At 35.4% G+C, this 18,285-nt stretch carries 19 protein-coding genes; 10 read left to right on the top strand and 9 right to left on the bottom strand.

Going from position 1 to position 18,285, the window contains the following annotated elements; translation table 11 throughout:
* Positions 1 to 116 precede the first annotated feature (116 nt).
* The 3 genes from ATN92_RS14570 to ATN92_RS14560 are packed head-to-tail and all read left to right on the top strand — an operon-like array spanning position 117 to position 2,493.
* Positions 117 to 1,022, top strand: coding sequence for a metal ABC transporter solute-binding protein (locus ATN92_RS14570; RefSeq protein ID WP_056953145.1), 906 nt, complete (start codon positions 117 to 119; stop codon positions 1,020 to 1,022).
* 3 nt (positions 1,023 to 1,025) lie between these two features.
* Positions 1,026 to 1,691 carry a metal ABC transporter ATP-binding protein gene (locus ATN92_RS14565; RefSeq protein WP_056953142.1) on the top strand — a complete coding sequence of 222 codons (666 nt, stop codon included), beginning with the start codon at positions 1,026 to 1,028 and terminating at the stop codon, positions 1,689 to 1,691.
* A 4-nt stretch (positions 1,692 to 1,695) separates the two neighbouring features.
* Positions 1,696 to 2,493: a metal ABC transporter permease gene (locus ATN92_RS14560; RefSeq protein WP_056953140.1), complete on the top strand. Its 798-nt coding sequence runs from the start codon at positions 1,696 to 1,698 to the stop codon at positions 2,491 to 2,493.
* Between the two features lie 160 nt (positions 2,494 to 2,653).
* Here ATN92_RS14560 and ATN92_RS14555 read toward each other — a convergent pair whose 3' ends face one another.
* A complete protein-coding gene (locus tag ATN92_RS14555) occupies positions 2,654 to 3,085 on the bottom strand; it encodes a Fur family transcriptional regulator (RefSeq protein WP_056953137.1) in 432 nt (143 codons plus the stop codon).
* Between the two features lie 176 nt (positions 3,086 to 3,261).
* Between ATN92_RS14555 and ATN92_RS14550 the strand changes: the two genes are divergently transcribed.
* The 6 genes from ATN92_RS14550 to ATN92_RS14525 all read left to right on the top strand — a co-directional run bounded on the left by ATN92_RS14550 (position 3,262) and on the right by ATN92_RS14525 (position 9,325).
* Positions 3,262 to 3,954 (top strand): response regulator transcription factor, encoded by a 693-nt coding sequence (locus ATN92_RS14550; protein ID WP_056953135.1) that lies wholly within the window; start codon positions 3,262 to 3,264, stop codon positions 3,952 to 3,954.
* Positions 3,951 to 5,330: a sensor histidine kinase gene (locus tag ATN92_RS14545; protein ID WP_056953133.1), complete on the top strand. Its 1,380-nt coding sequence runs from the start codon at positions 3,951 to 3,953 to the stop codon at positions 5,328 to 5,330. Before ATN92_RS14550 ends, ATN92_RS14545 begins: the two co-directional genes overlap by 4 nt.
* A 441-nt stretch (positions 5,331 to 5,771) precedes the next feature.
* Entirely contained in the window at positions 5,772 to 7,259 is a 1,488-nt protein-coding gene (locus tag ATN92_RS14540) for an AMP-binding protein (RefSeq protein ID WP_056953132.1), read from the top strand.
* Positions 7,260 to 7,277: 18 nt separating this feature from the next.
* On the top strand, positions 7,278 to 8,087 hold the full coding sequence (locus tag ATN92_RS14535; protein ID WP_056953122.1) for an ABC transporter permease subunit: 810 nt from the start codon (positions 7,278 to 7,280) through the stop codon (positions 8,085 to 8,087).
* Entirely contained in the window at positions 8,057 to 8,812 is a 756-nt protein-coding gene (locus ATN92_RS14530) for an ABC transporter ATP-binding protein (RefSeq protein ID WP_411762975.1), read from the top strand. Before ATN92_RS14535 ends, ATN92_RS14530 begins: the two co-directional genes overlap by 31 nt.
* A gap of 102 nt (positions 8,813 to 8,914) precedes the next feature.
* Positions 8,915 to 9,325 (top strand): protein-export chaperone SecB, encoded by a 411-nt coding sequence (locus ATN92_RS14525; protein WP_056953117.1) that lies wholly within the window; start codon positions 8,915 to 8,917, stop codon positions 9,323 to 9,325.
* Positions 9,326 to 9,372: 47 nt separating this feature from the next.
* Here ATN92_RS14525 and ATN92_RS14520 read toward each other — a convergent pair whose 3' ends face one another.
* The 8 genes from ATN92_RS14520 to ATN92_RS14485 form a co-directional block, all read right to left on the bottom strand.
* Entirely contained in the window at positions 9,373 to 9,906 is a 534-nt protein-coding gene (locus ATN92_RS14520) for a helix-turn-helix domain-containing protein (RefSeq protein WP_056953114.1), read from the bottom strand.
* Positions 9,907 to 10,059: 153 nt separating this feature from the next.
* On the bottom strand, positions 10,060 to 10,593 hold the full coding sequence (locus tag ATN92_RS14515; RefSeq protein WP_056953112.1) for a helix-turn-helix domain-containing protein: 534 nt from the start codon (positions 10,591 to 10,593) through the stop codon (positions 10,060 to 10,062).
* Positions 10,594 to 10,700: 107 nt separating this feature from the next.
* On the bottom strand, positions 10,701 to 11,378 hold the full coding sequence (locus ATN92_RS14510) for a CPBP family intramembrane glutamic endopeptidase (RefSeq protein ID WP_056953110.1): 678 nt from the start codon (positions 11,376 to 11,378) through the stop codon (positions 10,701 to 10,703).
* 163 nt (positions 11,379 to 11,541) lie between these two features.
* Positions 11,542 to 12,057, bottom strand: coding sequence for a helix-turn-helix domain-containing protein (locus ATN92_RS14505; protein WP_056953109.1), 516 nt, complete (start codon positions 12,055 to 12,057; stop codon positions 11,542 to 11,544).
* Positions 12,058 to 12,136: 79 nt separating this feature from the next.
* A complete protein-coding gene (locus ATN92_RS14500; RefSeq protein WP_056953107.1) occupies positions 12,137 to 13,114 on the bottom strand; it encodes an aliphatic sulfonate ABC transporter substrate-binding protein in 978 nt (325 codons plus the stop codon).
* Complete coding sequence (locus ATN92_RS14495) at positions 13,111 to 14,628, bottom strand: AMP-binding protein (RefSeq protein WP_056953105.1); 1,518 nt, start codon at positions 14,626 to 14,628, stop codon at positions 13,111 to 13,113. The genes ATN92_RS14500 and ATN92_RS14495 overlap by 4 nt, the downstream gene beginning before the upstream one ends.
* Positions 14,585 to 15,784 carry an acyltransferase gene (locus tag ATN92_RS14490; protein WP_056953104.1) on the bottom strand — a complete coding sequence of 400 codons (1,200 nt, stop codon included), beginning with the start codon at positions 15,782 to 15,784 and terminating at the stop codon, positions 14,585 to 14,587. Before ATN92_RS14490 ends, ATN92_RS14495 begins: the two co-directional genes overlap by 44 nt.
* A 253-nt stretch (positions 15,785 to 16,037) precedes the next feature.
* Positions 16,038 to 16,763 (bottom strand): GntR family transcriptional regulator, encoded by a 726-nt coding sequence (locus ATN92_RS14485; protein WP_056953102.1) that lies wholly within the window; start codon positions 16,761 to 16,763, stop codon positions 16,038 to 16,040.
* 143 nt (positions 16,764 to 16,906) lie between these two features.
* Here ATN92_RS14485 and ATN92_RS14480 point away from each other — a divergent pair, with 143 nt between their 5' ends.
* On the top strand, positions 16,907 to 18,277 hold the full coding sequence (locus tag ATN92_RS14480; protein ID WP_082604546.1) for a glycoside hydrolase family 1 protein: 1,371 nt from the start codon (positions 16,907 to 16,909) through the stop codon (positions 18,275 to 18,277).
* The last annotated feature ends 8 nt before the right edge of the window (positions 18,278 to 18,285 follow it).

Raw genomic sequence — 18,285 nt, 5'->3', positions numbered from 1 at the left:
TATAAGGAGTTATAATTATTTTTTGGTAACAGAGTAAATGATAAATATTATCATTTACATTTAAAGACACTTAATTTATGATTGAATAGTAATATTTATCATTAAGGAGTTTTAATATGCATTTAAAAAAATACCGTCTACTAGGTTTCTCTCTTCTAATTTTTCTATTTGTTTTAACTGGCTGTTCAAATAAATCAGCCACTAAGTCTAATGATTCTAAAATTAAAATCGTTACTACTACTGATTTTTACGCTGAAGTCGCTAAAGCCGTTGTAGGTAACAAGGGTTCTGTTACTTCTATTATTAATAATCCCGCTATTGATCCCCATGACTACGAACCAACCACTAATGTGGCCAAGCAAGTTAGCAATGCAGATATCACCGTTGCTAACGGTTTAGGTTATGACTCTTGGATGAACAAATTGAATCAAGATGACAATAGTACTTACATCAAAATTGGTGAAAATGTCATGAATAAAAAGGTCGGTGACAATCCTCATATTTGGTACGAGCCACAGACTATGCCTAAGTATGCTAAATATTTAGCCAAAGAATTAGCTAAAAAATATCCCGACGACAAAACTTATTTCGAAAACAATGCTCAAAAATATATCAGTTCTCTTCAACCTATTCAAAATGAATTAACTAAGTTACGTCAAAAATCACAAAATTCCAAAAACAAAAATGTTTATGTCAGTGAACCAGTTTTCGATTACTCACTGAAATCGACCGGCTTTAAGGTTGCTAACAAATCCTTCGAAAAAGCTATTGAGAATGGTACAGATCCAACTCCAGCCAACATTAAACAGATGAACCAAGGTATCAAGAATAAGAAAATTGCTTTCTTCGTCCTTAACACACAGACTGACAGCAAGATCATCAATAATTTTGTCAAAAAGGCTCAAGCCAATAACATCCCGATTCTAAAGGTTACAGAGACTCTCCCTAAGGGTAAAACTTATAAACAATGGATGTTATCACAATATAAGGACCTCAACAAAATTTTACAAAGTGAGAAATAACATATGATTAAAGCAGAAAATTTATCAAAAAGATTTGGCAATCAATTAGTCTTTGAGAACCTTAATTTTCAAATTAATGATGGTGACTTCATCAGTCTTGTCGGTCCCAATGGTTCAGGTAAAACCACTTTAGTTAAAATAATTATTGGCTTAGAAAAATCGTCTAGCGGAACCATCAAGACTTCCGGACAAACGATTGGTTACGTTCCACAGTTCCGAAATATCGATTCTGATTATCCGCTCAGTATTGAACAATTCATTCGTTTGAATCTAAAAGTAACGTTAAATCCTGAAAAGCGTCGTCAAAATAATAATTTGATCAATACAATTCTTCAAAGAACTGGGCTAACGGAAATCAAGGATCGACCATTAGGTTTGGTCTCTGGTGGTGAAAAACAAAAAGCTTATCTGGCTCAAGCACTACTGAATGACCCTAAAACTTTAATTTTGGATGAATCAACGGCCAGTTTAGATGTAGAAGTCAAAACCCAACTAATGGATTTAGTTCAAGAATTGAATCAAAAATATCATCTAACTGTCATTTTCATCACTCATGATTATGATTTAACCAAAAAATACACCAAACGAGCTCTTCTCTTTAAAAATAAGACCATTGAGCCCATCGATGTACAAAAAGTTTCTAAAGATATGTTCGAGATGGAGGGGTAATTTTATGTTTGGATATGAATTTATGCGTGAGGCCTTTATTGCCAGTACTTTCATTGCAATAACAGCTGGATTAGTGGGAGTTTTCGTAGTTTCAAGAAATATGTCATTTCTTTCTCACACACTATCAGAAATTGGATTTGCTGGAGCTTCATTTGGTATCTTAATTGGAATTTCTCCTTTAGCTGGAATGATTCTCTTCACCCTAATTAGTTCAATTGCTGTCGGTAGTTTAAGTACTGAATCATCACGACGTGAAGCTTCAATCAGTGCCATTTCTTCATTATTCATAGGTCTAGGAATTCTGTTCTTATCGTTATCCTCTGAATCAAGTAGTTATGCCACAAATATTTTATTCGGAAGTATCGTCGGTATCAGTGCTAAAGAAGTTCATCAACTAATGATTTTGGCTATCTTTGTCATCTTGATTTTCATCATTTTTTACAAACCTCTATCCTTTGATTCCTTCGACCACATTGGTGCCCAAGCAGCTGGGCTTAAAACCAGACTACTCTCAATTACTTTCTTAGTTACTCTCGCTTTGAGTGTCAGTATCGGTGCTCAAATTGTTGGTTCATTACTAGTTTTCGTACTATTAACATTACCAGCCGCTACCGCTAAATATATCGTTCACTCCGTTCCAAAGATGATCATCGTTTCAGTGGGACTTTCGTTGATCGGAGTTTGGTTAGGATTATACTTAGCCTTTATAACAAATTGGCCCGTAACCTTCTTTATTTCAACTTTTGAAGTAATTGCTTACTTCCTAGGGTTAAGTTATAAAAACTGGCGCTTAAATCACTAAAAAATCAAACTATCAATCAAAAAAGAACGGCCTCCATTAAGCATTCAAGACATATCCTGTACTTGAATCACTTAATAGAGACCGTTCTTATTTATTATTTAGATTTTATGATATTACTTAGCAAAATAGGATTTAATCCGGAGCAACAAGAGAATTGGCTCTACGCTTCTTTCTTCTCCAACTTCTTAGTACAGTCAGCACACAATCCATAAACTTCTATCGCATGCCCTTCAACTGTATACCCTGGTAATTGATCGGTGAAAAACTCAATTGGACAGGCTTTTAACTCTGTCACTCGACCGCAGTTTTTACAGACAAAGTGATGATGATGACGATGTTCAAAATCACATTGATACTTTACCAGTGTTTTATTTTTTTCCTGATATTCAACTAACCCAATATCTGCAAACTCTTTTAGATTACGATAAATTGTATTATTGCTCATTCCGGGATAAAGATTGCGCATGTAGTTGACAATATCGTTGATGGCAACGTAGTGAATTGTAAAATTTTTGAGATAACTAATTAAATCTGTTCTCTGTTTAGTTACCTTGTAATTATTTTTTTTGAGAATCTCAATTGCTTTTTCCATTTAAGTCATCCTTTTTAACTGATCAATTGGTAGTGTAACATAAACCGATTCAAAAAAATGATATATTCTCTTACCCACAGTTTTCTCGGAAACAAATATCATACGCAATGGAATTTTTAGCTTTCTTTAATAAAAGATGTTTATAATGAACTAAATAATTATTGGGAGATTTATTGATGAAAAACACAATTTTAATCGTTGAGGATGAACGCAGTCTTTCAAGTTACGTTAGTAAGGAATTACAGTTTGAGGATTTTAAAACAGTTATCGCCAATGATGGTGCTGAAGCTATGGACTTATATGAAAAACATCAAAATGATTTGTTACTGATTCTATTAGATTGGATGTTGCCTAAACTCGACGGTATGGAAGTTCTACGTCGGATCAGAAAACACGATCAAGTTCCCGTTATCGTTATGACAGCTCGTGATTACATTGGTGACAAGGTTGCCGGATTAGATAATGGTGCTGACGATTACATTACCAAACCGTTTGAAATCGAAGAATTATTGGCAAGGGTTCGTGTTATTCAAAGACGCGCTGAACATTTATCAGAACCTGACCAAACCTATCAAATTGCTGATTTAATTTTGAATACTAAATCACATCAAGTAACAAGAAATAACGAAATCGTTCAATTAACTAGACGAGAATACGATCTTTTGCTATTCTTCCTTCAACATATTGGCAAAGTTTTCACTCGTGACGAATTATTAGACAATGTTTGGGGCGAAGATTTCTTAGGTCAACAAAATGTCGTTGATGTCTACGTCGGTTACTTACGAAGTAAAATTGATGGCAAAAAAAATAAGCCTCTTATTCAAACTATCAGAGGCGTTGGTTACTCACTCGAGGACGTGACAGAATGAATGACAAGCAACTTACTTATCAAGAATTAATTAACAATGGTATCAAAAAATTAGTCATCATCATTACTTTATCAATCAGTGCCTTAATTTTAATTATTGTTGGTGTGCAGCAATCTTTGCTGACAGTCCACGAAGCTCAAGGACAAATGATGAGTTTGAATCGAGCTAATATTGACGATATCCCCAGTTTTATCCACTGGAACAACCAGAACAATCGTCATTCCAAGCAAAATACTGTTATTAGAGTTAAAACTAATCAATCCTCCATTACGGCAACATCTGGTCGTGAAGGACAGATTATCATGACTTCTTCAGCTTCCAAAAAATTTATTGCTCAAAAGAAATTCAGTATTTTTGGTAAAAACGTTGTTTACGTTGACGGTTTTGGATTTTTTTTATTCTTTTCACAAAAGGATTCCAACACAACTTATCAAATATGGGTCAGTTTGAACCGTCTGATCAATAGTATGATTCTACTAATCATCATTATCAGTATCGTTGTCTTCATTACGTTGGGTTTTGGAACGTGGTGGGCTCAGCAATTAGCTGCCAAATTAAGTGCCCCTACTATTCAATTAGTTAATGAAACTAGAAGTACCATTAAAGATTCCGAAGTCGATCAACCAACTCTAACTGTTCCCAAGAGTCCTCAAGAGATCAATGAATTGGGTAATGCTTTCAACGAATTGCTGACTGCTCAGAATCAAAGATTACAACGTGAAAAAGATTTCGTTTCTAACGCTTCACATGAACTGCGTACACCGATAGCGGCAGTTCGAGGCAATATTAATCTAATCAAGCGTCATGGTGACAAACATCCCGAAGTCATTCCTGAATCACTTGATTTTATCGACGAAGAATCTTTGAGAATGCAGAATTTAATTGAAAATCTCCTACATTTGTCTCGAGCCGACCGAGCTAAAGTCATTTTGCAGGATGAAAATCTATCAGAGATCACTGAACAAATCGGTCAGCACTATGAACCATCTATTCCCCATGAAATGAAATTAGACATTGATCCCGACTTACATATTTCAGGTAATTGTGACACCTTGAAACAGATTATTGTGGCTCTTTTGGATAATGCTAATAAATATTCTGATGACAATACCCCTATTAGTTTAAGTTTGAAAAATATCGCTGATAAGGTTGAATTATCAGTTGCTGACTTAGGCATGGGTATTCCCGATGATCAGAAAAAACTTATTTTCCAAAGATTCTACCGAGTTGATACTTCTCACTCTACCGAAATTAAGGGTAGCGGTCTGGGACTATCTATCGTGGCTCAACTGGTTAAATTGAATAACGGTACTATCGAGGTTTTGGATAATCAACCTCGTGGTAGTATTTTTAAAATTACTTTTGATAAAATCTAATCCTTCCTTAGGATTGGATTTTTTTATTGGTTTGAATTTTACAATAACTGATAAACAAAGCTGGATTTAGTCCGAAGCAACAAGAAAATTGGCTCAGCCCATGGCGTTCCAGACAAATTTTCTTTTTGCGGAGGACGGCAGTTCTTTTATTGATTTAAATCTTCTCGGTCTGGCTATGTTTCTCAAGTATGCTGCTTAAACGGGTTCCACAGACCAATTTCTTCCGGTTTGCTACAGTCCTGAAATTGCTCGCACAATTCGCGGGCGATTCCAGGACTTAGGCAAATCCTCGGAAATTCCCGGGTCTGTGGAACCCTCTCCTCTTTCTAAGATTTTCTTATAAAAACCTTATCGAACCTAAGTAGTTACTTCGCCATCTTCCTTGTAAACTATGTTTATTCAATCGAACAATTAAACAAGTGAAAGGACTTGGTATTACTTATGTCAGAACTTACAGAAAGATTAAAACAACAATTGATTGCTGGCTCTTCTCGTCCTTTGATGCAAGATGCCGGTCAACACTGGTACACGGGTAGTCAACTTAACTTAGAAGAAAATGTTTGGAAAAACTATTGGCAAAACAAGGGTATTGGTCATAACGATATCGTCTTAGTCGCCTTATCTAATTCAGTTTCTTACTCTATCGTTATTCAAAGTCTCTGGGATATTGGTGCTATTGTACAACCTATTAATCCCGTTTCTACTGAAATTCAAATCAGTGAACTGGAAGATCAATATCATTATTCAGCAATTATTCTAAATGAAAACATTAAAGAACTTTCCATCTTAAAAGATACTTTTACTAATCAACCTCGTTTAACTACTTTACATGAATCTGAGGTTCAAATCTTTATCCGTAACAAACACATTGCTCATCTTAATGAAACTCCTGATGATGATCAATTGGCGGTTATCATGCATACTTCTGGTACAACGGGAAAACCTAAACGGGTCGGTTTAACACATTATCAACTCTTAGCTGGTGCCTTCCACGTTATTGATAGTGAGTTACTCACCAGTCACGATAGTACTTTTATCTTGATGCCAATGTTTCACATCAATGCCTTGGTAATCTCTAATTTAGCTACCTGCTTATCTCATGGACAATTACTATTCCGTCCAAAATTCAGTGCCCATTTATTCTGGAAGGAAGTCAGTAGTGAAAAGATAACTTGGGTCTCACTCACACCGGCTATTATCGCCATTTTGTTACAACGTGACGAACAACCCACTGACAACAATTTAAGATTTCTCAGAACTGCTTCGGCACCTTTATTACCAAGTACTCACGAAGAATTCAATCGTCGTTTCAACGTTCCTTTAATTGAAAGTTACGGTATGACGGAAGCAGCTAGTCAAATTGCTCAGAATCCGTTGAACAAACCTCTTCAAAATAGTGTCGGTTTGCCAGTTGGTACTGAATTAAAGATTCTTGGCGCCAATTATGAAGAGATGGCTGTCGGTCAAGTAGGTGAAATTGCCATTAAAGGTGAAAGTATTATTACACACTATCTCGATCCACAACCGGAGGCTTTCCATGATGGTTGGCTTTTAACTGGAGATTTAGGTTCCCTAGATGAAAATGGTTATCTTCAAATTTCTGGACGTAGTAAAGAAATGATCATCCGTGGTGGCGAAAACGTTAATCCACTTGCTGTTGAAGATTGTCTTAACGTTTTGAAATTTGTCCGTGAAATGGCTGTAATTGGTGTTCCTGACAAAATTTATGGTGAAACCGTTACTGCTGTTATTGTTCCAAATGAAATCAGTCAAGATCATCGACACCAACTCGCATTGTTGAATGAATTAGCAAATGAGCAGTTATTACCTGTTGAACGTCCTACAAAGTATATCTTTAGTAGTCAATTACCAAAGAATGCTACTGGAAAAATTCAACGTACACTTCTAGCTCAAGAAGTGACTCAATAATTAAAGGAGGCTTAGTCGATGCAAGATTCTTTGACTATAGCACGCAAAAAAAGGAAATTTGTTCTTCCTGTAACCAAACTATTGCCATTTCTCTTGCCGATTATTCTGATTCTCTTTTGGCAGGTCAGTTCTACCCTTGGTTGGCTATCGAGTTCCGTTTTACCATCACCTCTAGCGGTGTTTCAAGACGGAATCAAGTTAACCCAAAGTGGCGAACTGCCTAAAAACTTAAGTATCAGTCTTTATCGTGCTACCGTCGGTCTTTTGATTGGTGGTGGTGTTGGTTTTATCCTCGGATTTATCAACGGAATGTCAAAGACTTGTCGTTTACTATTCGACTCCTCTATTCAGATGTTTCGTAATATTCCTCATTTGGCACTTATCCCATTAATTATTTTATGGCTTGGTATCAATGAATCAGCCAAGATCTCTCTAGTGGCTATCGGAACAATGTTCCCAGTCTATATCAATACATTCCACGGTATCAGTTCCGTCGACCCTGATTTGATTGAAATGGGAAAATCTTATGAACTTTCCAAAGGCCAAATGTTCTTCAAAATTATTTTTCCAGCTGCCTTACCACAAATTCTCGTTGGTATCCGTTATGCCTTAGGTGTGATGTGGACCACATTAATCGTCGCTGAAACTATTTCAGCCAGTTCTGGTATTGGTTATATGGCTAATAATGCTGAAGACTTTATGGATATGGAAACTGTTATTTTATGTATCGTCGTCTACGCTGTCTTAGGTAAAATTTCTGACTTAGTTGCAAAGAGTTTTGAAAGTTTACTGCTTGAATGGCAAAAGACCGGAAGGAGCAACGTTTAATGATTAAAAATTCAATGATTGAAATTAAAAATGTTAATAAAATGTATCAAGACCTAACTGCCTTGAAAAATGTGAATCTCAATATTAATCAAGGCGAATTCATTGCCTTAGTTGGTATGAGTGGTGGCGGTAAAAGTACCCTCTTGAGATTGATTGCCGGATTGGAAAAACCAACTAGCGGATCGATCACTGTTGGTGAAGACAACTCTCGTTCCGTTATGAGAATGATGTTCCAAGAAGATCGTTTACTTCCCTGGATGAATGTTTTAGACAATTTATCATTTGGTTCTAAAGATAAAAATACTAAAGCACATGCCAAAGAACTATTAAATCTTGTTGAACTAGGCGACTATGCCGACCACTTTCCCAATCAATTGTCAGGTGGTCAAAAACAACGAATCGCTCTAGCTAGAGCTTTAATGACTAATCCTAAAGTCTTATTGTTGGATGAACCGCTTGGTGCCTTAGATGCTTTGACTAGAAGAAAAATGCAAGATTTGATCCTTGATGTTTGTCAAAAGCAACATCTCACCACTATCCTTGTAACCCATGATGTCGATGAAGCTGCTCGTATGGCAGACCGTATCGTCGTTATGAAAGAATCCACTAATTATTATGAGGAAACTTGTCCTAAAAATCGCAATGCCGGTCAAATTGGTATCGTGGCCGATCGAGTCCTCAATGAGATTCTGGGTGAAAAGGAAATTCAAAAACAGACTGCCTAAAAAAATCGACTCTCAAAGTCGATTTTTTTATTGGAATAGCAAATAAATATCTCTTTTTTCGGCAACATGCTAAACTTACGAAAAATATATGGAGGAAAAATCATGAATAAAATTGATCGATATTTACAATTTGATGATCCCACTGTTTCAGAATTCGATCTCAAAGTTAATGAACAGTTCGATATTGTCGACGGTCTCGAACAATTAGACATTAAAACGATGATCGAAATGCCTCCGGAATTAGAAATCGACTGGAGTTCGGCTGTTCCAGTTTACTTGAGCCTCTTTGTTAACCTAGACCGGGATCAAGTACCGTATAAAATATCTAGCAAAATATCTTCATATTTCAAAGTCGATGATGAAATATCCAATGTAGATGCCTTACAAATTTTACAAACAGATGCTGCAACAATTTTATTATCTTATTTACGCCCATTAGTCTCAATGATGACTGCAGCAAGTGGTTTCCCAGCTATGACACTTCCCATGATTGACTTTAATTCTGAAGATTAACGATAATAGACCCAATAACTCGATTTTGAGCTATTAGGTCTATTTTTTTAAACATTTTTCTGTAATCTAATCGATTCCTGTAAGAAACCACTAAAAATTCCTATGATAAATGGCACCAAAATTGTAACTAATAATAATATTCCAAAAATCACGGTCTTCTTATTAAGACTTTCATTAAACTTCTTTCGATTAATGCTATTAGCAAAGAGAATAAAAAATATTAAAGAGAATCCTGACATCCAATCACTCACATCATCCATGGATATTCCCGTTCCATAAATAATTGCCAGAGCAATAGCTACGAATACGAGTCCCGTAATGACAATCGTTTCCAGCTTGGTCAATCTAATCTTTCCATCATCTTTAAGTTTATCCATTAGAGCAGCATCTCCTTTGATTAACTCATCCAAAGAGACACCAAATATTTCACTAATGGCAATTACGTTAGCAAAGCTAGGCAACGTCGTTCCATTTTCCCACTTTGAAATCGATTGTCTGGTTAAATGAAGTTTCTCTGCCAATTCGTTCTGTGACATATGATGTAATTTTCGCTGTTTTTGTAACTGATCACCAATCTTCATTTTGGTGCCCCCTTTATTTAGTTACAATTCTAGATGTAATTATCTAATTGGACGAGAACCTAGAGGTTGCTTTTACTTTGTCACTTAAATATACAAAAAGAATCGACCTAAAGTCGACTCCTTTATAAAAAATATATCGTTATGCATTCGTTATTAACTACCGTAAGAAATACCTTGATCTATTCCTTTAATAATTTCAGGAATAGCATTCATAATCTGGGGTATCAGGAATAAAGCCAATAGCAATATTCCAAAAATAACTGCTCTTTTATTGAGTGATTTGTTGAATAATTTCCATTTAATATTAGTTAAAAAACCAATACCAGTAACTAATTCAAATAACGAAATCCAATCCATCATCTCATGTGAAGTAACTCCATAAAAATAACAAACTCCTAAGACTATAAATGCCAACACAAATCCGACCGTAATAATTGTTTCTACTTTAGTTAATCCTATTTTTTCATGCTCAAATTTTTTGATCAATGCCGGATCCTCTTTGATAAGCTCGTCCAAAGAAATATCAAACAAATTACTTATAGCGATCACATTGGTGAAACTAGGTAAAGAAGTTCCATTTTCCCATTTAGAAATTGCTTGACGAGAAATATTTAATTTAGCTGCTAAATCCTCTTGTGACATATTATGTTGCTTACGTTGATCCTGTAATTGTTTGCCTATTTTCATTAAGTCCACCTCATTTAATATTTAAAAGCTTATCTTAAGTGGATCTCATTGAACAGAAACCCCCGGTTGCAATTACAATAAAGTTTATTTTTGACGTTATAGTATAGTTATAAGAACATTAAAATAACAGCAATCAAATTATTAAGCACATGTAGTGAAATATCGTACCTAATATCATCTAATAACACATACGATATAGAAAAAATAACTCCCATTACAAGATAAGGAACCATCTGTGAATTAAATGGTGTTCCGTGAATCCATACAAAAAGTGCTGTCGAAGCAATAACATACAATATCATTTGCCACTTAGTTTTAATTTGATTAAAGAATAATTTTTGCAGGGCTCCACGAAAAATCAATTCCTCAATTACCGGTCCTAAAATCACAACAGAAATTGTCATACTCCATTTATCTTTTCCAAACATACTATTAATCTCTGTCTGATTATCAGAAGTCGGAACGACGCTTGAACTCCAGCCTACTAGTCCAATAAGTAATATCATTAAGATTATATAAATGATAATTTTCTGTTTTCTATTAAAAGAAGGTAGAAATTTAATTTCTGGATGAAAATCACCTGCAAAGTAATTCCAGAGGTGCCTTATCAGTAATATGGATAAGACAAATCCTAAAATAAATAATACTAACCTAAGCCATAATTCCTTTACAGTTTTAACAGATGGAATTGCCATTAGAACTGACGATACCTGATATAAAAAGTAAAACCAAATCATTAATAGTATCTTTTTCCCAGTTGAATAGTTTCGTTCTTTAATGTTCATAAACAACACCTCGTTTTTTGATAATCAAATCTTATCGATAATGTGCTGTTTACAATAGAAGCCTATGGTTGCATCAATCAATGTAAATCTAAAAATTCATCGATTGGGCGTTTTAATATCGTTATGCTCTTATCAAAACTATAGATTTAATTAAATCCATATCTTAACCATTGTATCCGACAATGAAGCCAGCAATAAAATCATTTATTATAGGAATCAAATACAACCCTAACCAAATAATTCCCCAAAAGATAAGTTTCTTACTTATTCCCTTATTAAATTTTTTCCAATTAATGTTATACATTAAAAAACCGAAAGCAATAATTTCAGGAACACTAAATAAGGTATCAATTCGATCATCTGATATACGAAAGGCCCTAAGAATTCCCATTATAATTATGGCAATCGTGAAACTGATGATTACAATCGTCCAAGTTTTACTAATTTTAGGCTCATTGGTTTCAAATTGATCCATCAACTCGCTATCACCTTTAATCAACTCATCTAATGAAATATCAAATAGATCACTTATAGCCACAACATTACTGAAACTTGGCAAAGATTTTCCATTCTCCCATTTAGAGATCGATTGTCTCGATATATGCAACTCATCCGCCAATTCATCTTGTGACATACCATTTAATTTACGTTGGTTTTGAAGTTGTTCACCTATTCTCATACAATACTCCCCCTTATATCTTTAACATCATAACAAAAAAGCCGACTATTTAGTCGACTTCCTTAATTCAATATTATTTTTACTTATAATCACCTGAATCGCTAACAGTTACTTTATTATCGATCAGTCCTGCATCATAGAAGGTATCTGCAATCTTTTGTTCTTCCTTAGCATAACTGGCATTCATAGTGTAAATACCATAAGTCCGACGTTCCACCATTCTTTTAACTACTGTTTTAGAAACTTTCAAGGACTTACTCATCATCGTTATGAGCTCGTTATGGTTATTATTAGCCCATTGCATATCTTCTTCAAGGTATTTAATTAAGTACTTAGATACCTCTTTATTTTCTTTAGCATAACTTTGTGTTGATAGAACAAAATCACGATTATTAGTAATTCCAGAGCCATCAACTATCACTTTAGCATTCTGATTAGTTTCAGCTTGTGAAGTGTAAGGATCCCAAGTGGCCCAAGCATCTACCTTACCTTTAGAAAAGGCTACACTGGCACTTGATTGGTCCATATTGACCCAAGTAACGTCGCTAGCACTCATTCCAGCCTTCTTCAAAGCTGCCAATAACATGTACTGTGAACTAGTTCCTTTGGTATAAGCAACCTTCTTACCTTTAAGGTCTTTTACTGAAGAAATACTTGAAGATTTCTTAACCAAGATTCCTGAACCTTTGGCTTTAGAAGATCCAGCCGCTACATAGGTCAACTTAGTTCCTGTTGATAGGGCAGAAACGGGAGGTGTATCACCAGTTCTAGCGTAATCGACACTCCCTGCTTTCAAAGCTTGCATTAGAGAATTACCGTCTTGGAACTCTTTGAAGACCACTTTATAGCCTTTAGCCTTCATCTTCTTAACAAACTCACCACGTTGTTTGGCAATATCGAAAGGATCACCTTTTTGATAACCAATTGTCACCGTTTGTAAGCCTGAACTGGAACTACTTGTATCAGTCTGTTTAAAACCATACAAAGCAACTACAGCCCAGAAAAGTAGAACGACACTGATTAAAATCTTTTTTAGAGTCCGTTTTCTTTTGCTCATGCACGCTTACCTACTAACGCTGACATTACTTGTTCACGTAACTTCAAGCGAATTACTTTGCCAGTAGCATTACGAGGATAATCCTTTACAAAGAAGATCCGAGTTGGTTGTTCGTAGTTAGCCAAACTAGCTTTAGCATGTGCCATAATCTTTCGACGTTCCAATTCTTCATCTTGGTCTCCACGAGTGATAACAACTGCCGTAACAGCTTCACCATATAGAGTATCAGGAGTTCCAATAACTGAAACTTCTCTGACAAAATTTAATTGACTCAGGATATTCTCAACCTGGGCAGGCGCAACTTTTTCCCCACCATGATTGATAATATCTTTCTTACGACCTTTAACAAAAAGATAACCGTCATTATCCAGATAACCTAAATCACCAGTTAAGAACCAACCATCCTTAAATGAATCTGGATGTGGATCTAAGTAATCGCTGATAACATGATCACCTTTAACCACGATTTCACCTAATTGATTACTTTCAGATACCACTTTTCCATCAATCATAATAGCGACATCAGTCTTAAATGCCTTACCGGCTGAACCAACCTTAGGTGCATCGAAAGGATTAATTGTACATTGACTGGCAGTCTCCGTCATACCGTATCCCTCAAGGATTCTCGTATGGAATTTAGTTTGAAATTCAGTTAGTTTATCAAGTGGTAAAGCAAATGATGAGCATCTCACAAAGCGTAATTTAATATTTTGATCATAGGCAGCTAGCGCATTTTTATTTATCAATAAGATATTTACAATTGTCGGAACCACTGAAACCCACGTAACGCCGTTATCACGGATTTGATTCCAAAATTTAGAAGCGCTAAACTTCTCAGTTATAACAATCTTGCCACCGGACAATCTGGTTGAAAGAATCGAAATAGCTTGAGCATTAATATGAAACATTGGCATTACTATCATTGTCGTATCTTGAGCATTCATATTATGACTTTCAATATCATGTTCAGCGGCATTCTTCAAAATACGATGTGTTAACCCTACTCGTTTAGGCTTTCCCGTAGTACCGGAAGTATTAAGAATCAAGGCCAAATCATCTTCTTTTGGTAATGCCGGCTCGTGTCCCATCAATTGACGGTCACGAATGACGTGCAGAATTGAATAAGTTTGTAAATGTAACACCGTTACAATTGCCATTCTTTCATCTAAAACGGCATTAACTAAATTTTCACCTACGATTGAGGCCACATAATCGTGATCACTCAGTTCTTGTTGTAGTTCTCTTTCAGGTGTTGTGGCAGAAACAGGATGCATAATTGCTCCCACTTCCCAAAGAGCTTGCGTTAAGACTGGGTAAGCGGCTGTATTGGGTAAACATACCAAGACAACATCACCTAAACCAATGTGCAGATCAATCAATGTCTTTTTCAAGTCATTAACATCCTCCGCAAATTCAAGTCCTGTAAACCACTTATTTGTAGTTTCATCTTTAATGATTTTTTCATTTTTATTATTCTTTAACTGTTTGTTTAATAGATTCGTTATTTCTGACATATTTTTTAACTCCTTTTGTTAGATGCCATTGTGGACGTCCAATTAAGATTCCAAATGGAGGAACTTTGTAGCAGAACCATGAGATAAGAAAGGCTCCACCTAATACAAATGCGTATCCTAATGGTAATAGTAACAACATGACGATTGATGGAAGCTTAATCATGCTGAGAATTCCATATAACAATGTAATCGGAATTGTCTGAACTAGATAAATTCCAAAGGACACTTTAGCCATATTACTTACCATACGATCAATTATCTTTGGCAAGCCGTTGTTTCTAGCATGAGCATATTGCCGCCCAATCCAGAAAACAAAAGCAATCATGAATGTATCGTAAATGAAGATAAATGGTTGATGAATCGATTCAGTTGCACTCATACTTAGCTTTAAAATGTTCTGGTTACCAAAGAATAAGAACACCGTTCCGATTGCCATAACCAAAGTCGACCAGCCGATTACACGATGATTCTTTTCAATGAATTTATCTACCTGATCATAGTGAATTGCCACGAAGGCTCCAGCTATAAAGTAGAATTGGTAAACCAAAACGTTCATTCCGTAGGCTCTAAATAGGTACCACCAACTGTCACGATCGACACCAGGCAACCAATACTTAATTCCTATCACTAGTAACAATTGAATAATGGCACTCACCGCTAAAATAGCCGTGTGATGTTTGGGTAATTTCTTAAACATATAAACTATCAATGGAAAAATTAGATACAACTGGAACGTCACCAAGATGTAGTACATGTAATACTTGTTACCATGAATGATGGCATCAATTAAATTTTTATAATAATCCGGCCAATTTATCGCTACACCAGCTGTAACGGTGGCAAACCACATTAAGATTGCATTCCACCCAATGTACGGTATACCTACGCTGATATAACGTTTCTTCCAAAAGTGCAGCCAATGATTATCTCGATTGTAATAATTTAAAACCAAAACGAGTCCGGTCATGAACATAAAACCCATTCTGGTAAAGTGAAGCATCAAGTGAGTCGCTTCAATAAATAATTGACTACCTGAACCATTACCAACATTATTCTTAAAAGCGGTTGTTGTATGGTTAAGTAGAACTCCGCCGATAAAGAGAACTCGCATTAAATCGACTTCATATAAGTATTTCTTTTTTTTCTTCGTTGCCAAGAGTTCACCTCTATTGCGATTATTTACTTGCTGTTAAAAAGCATAGTTAAGTTATAGCATCGCAACAGTAGTATGGTCTTGATGATTCATTAAGGTTAAAATAAGAAATTCTTAGATGCGTGCCGTCCTCCACAAAAAGCCGATTGGTCTGGACTAATGAGTTGTTCTATTATTTGTTACCAAAAATAAAAAAAGAGTGTTCATATCAACCAATATTTACATTGGAAATGATATGAACACTCTTTTATTTTTATTAAAAATCACTTTTATGTGAAAGAAATACCCTATAACCACCAGTGTCATAAGATCTATCCGTCGAAGACTTTTCAAATGGAGTTCCATCGTCTAAATAAACTACTTGGCTTACATTCAAAATAGGATCTGTTTTATCTATCTTCAGATACTTAATATCTTCACTATTAGGCTTTTTTGCCATAATGGTCCTATCTGCCGCACCGATTGTTAATTTCAGATCTTTTTGAATATATCCATAGATTGATTTATGTAAAACATCATCGTTAACTCCCGGAATGACATTTACTGGCATCTTGGTGAACTCTAATGCATATGGTTCTCCATCTACTATTCGCAATCTTTTTATATCATAAATCGCATCAGTAGCTGAAATCTTCAGATCCTTCTGTTCATCATCACTGGGATATCTCAAATTAAATTCAATTATTTTACTAACCACTTTGTGATCTTTTCCTAAAAGACTAGAAGTACCAACGTACTGATCCACACCAATATCCATGTTAGCGATGCTGTCGGCATTATTCTTCACATAAGTTGCTGAGCCCTGTTGACTATAGACATACCCTTTAGTTTTTAATATCGCCAAAGACTTTTGCAGTGTCATTCGACTCGTTGAATATTCCGTTGCCATCGTTTTTTGATCAGGAAGTGGACTACCAGATTTATAAGCACCGGATCTAATTTTTTCTATGATATCGTTAGCTATTTCCTCATATTTTGACATGGTTCTCTACCTCAATCTTATCTTTAACCTTATAATACCCGTGTTTAACTGGTTTGAAAACGTGATAATTCAATTTAATAATTTGGGTTTACAAGTTAACTGTAAGCGTGTACAATTCGTGTTGTAAAAGGAGGACAATTTTTATGAATGAATTAAGAAAAGACTTTTTATGGGGCAACTCAACATCTAGTATGCAAACAGAGGGTGCCTATAACGAAGGTGGTAAGGGTAAATCAGTTTACGATATTCGAAAAGCCACTGATGACGCTTCAGATTGGAAAGTAGCTATCGATGAATATCATCGTTATCCAGAAGATATCAAATTGATGAAAGACATAGGTATGAACTGCTACAGATTTCAAATTTCTTGGAGTCGTGTAAATCCTGATGGTGATGGCGACTTTAACGAAGAAGGTATCAAATTTTACGACGATTTAATCAATGAATTATTGGCCAATGACATTCAACCAATGATTTGTTTATACCATTTTGATATGCCACTACACTTGGCTGAAAAATATAATGGTTTTGTCAGTCAACACGTAGTCGACGCTTTTATCCGTTATGGAAAAGAAATGCTTAAACGCTTTGGTAACAAAGTTAAATACTGGATCACTTTTAACGAACAAAATCTTTACAGTGTTCCTGAAGCTTTCAAAATTAGTGGTTACAAAGGTGACAATTCAATTAGAGATCTATATCAAATTCAACAACATGTATTCCTTTGCCACGCTGCCGTTGCTAATGAAGTTCATGAAAATTATCCAAATACACAAATTGGTGGCATGCTAGCCTATCAAGAAGTTTATCCTGCAACAGCATTACCTACAGATGTTGCCGCTACACGAAAATTCCTCGAATTTGCAGATAACAACCTAATTCGTCTGTTTACTGAAGGAAAGTACTCCGACGAAGTTGTTCACTATATGAAATTAAATCAACTTGACGATATTTTAGATCCTAAAGAAATGGAAATCATTTCTCATACTAAGAGTGACTTTATCAGTTTCAGCTATTATTCAACTTCAACTATCGACAGTACTTTGATTCCAATAAATACCTGCCCTAACTTCTACAGTATCGAAGGTCATAAACCTAATCCTTATCTCTTGACTAACGAATGGGATTGGCAAATTGATCCATTAGGTTTCAGAACTGTTTTAACTACTATTTCTAATGAAACCCACCTTCCACTCTTCCCAATTGAAAACGGAATTGGTGTTAGTGAAAAATGGGACGGCAAGAATCCTATCAACGATGATTATCGTATTAAATATCACAGAGACCATATTCAAGCTATGAAAGATGCCGTAAGCATTGATGGTGTTGATGTTATGGGTTATCTCGGTTGGGGATTGATTGATATTCCTAGTTCACAAGGAAATATGGAAAAACGTTACGGAATAGTTTATGTAAATCGTGGCAATCATGATCTTAGAGATATGAAACGTGTCCCTAAAAAGAGTTTCAATTGGTTTAAAGAAGTTATCAAATCAAATGGAAATATTCTATAGAATGGAGT

The sequence above is a fragment of the Companilactobacillus bobalius genome (genome assembly GCF_009764355.1).
This window is presented reverse-complemented; position numbering and strand designations above follow the sequence as displayed.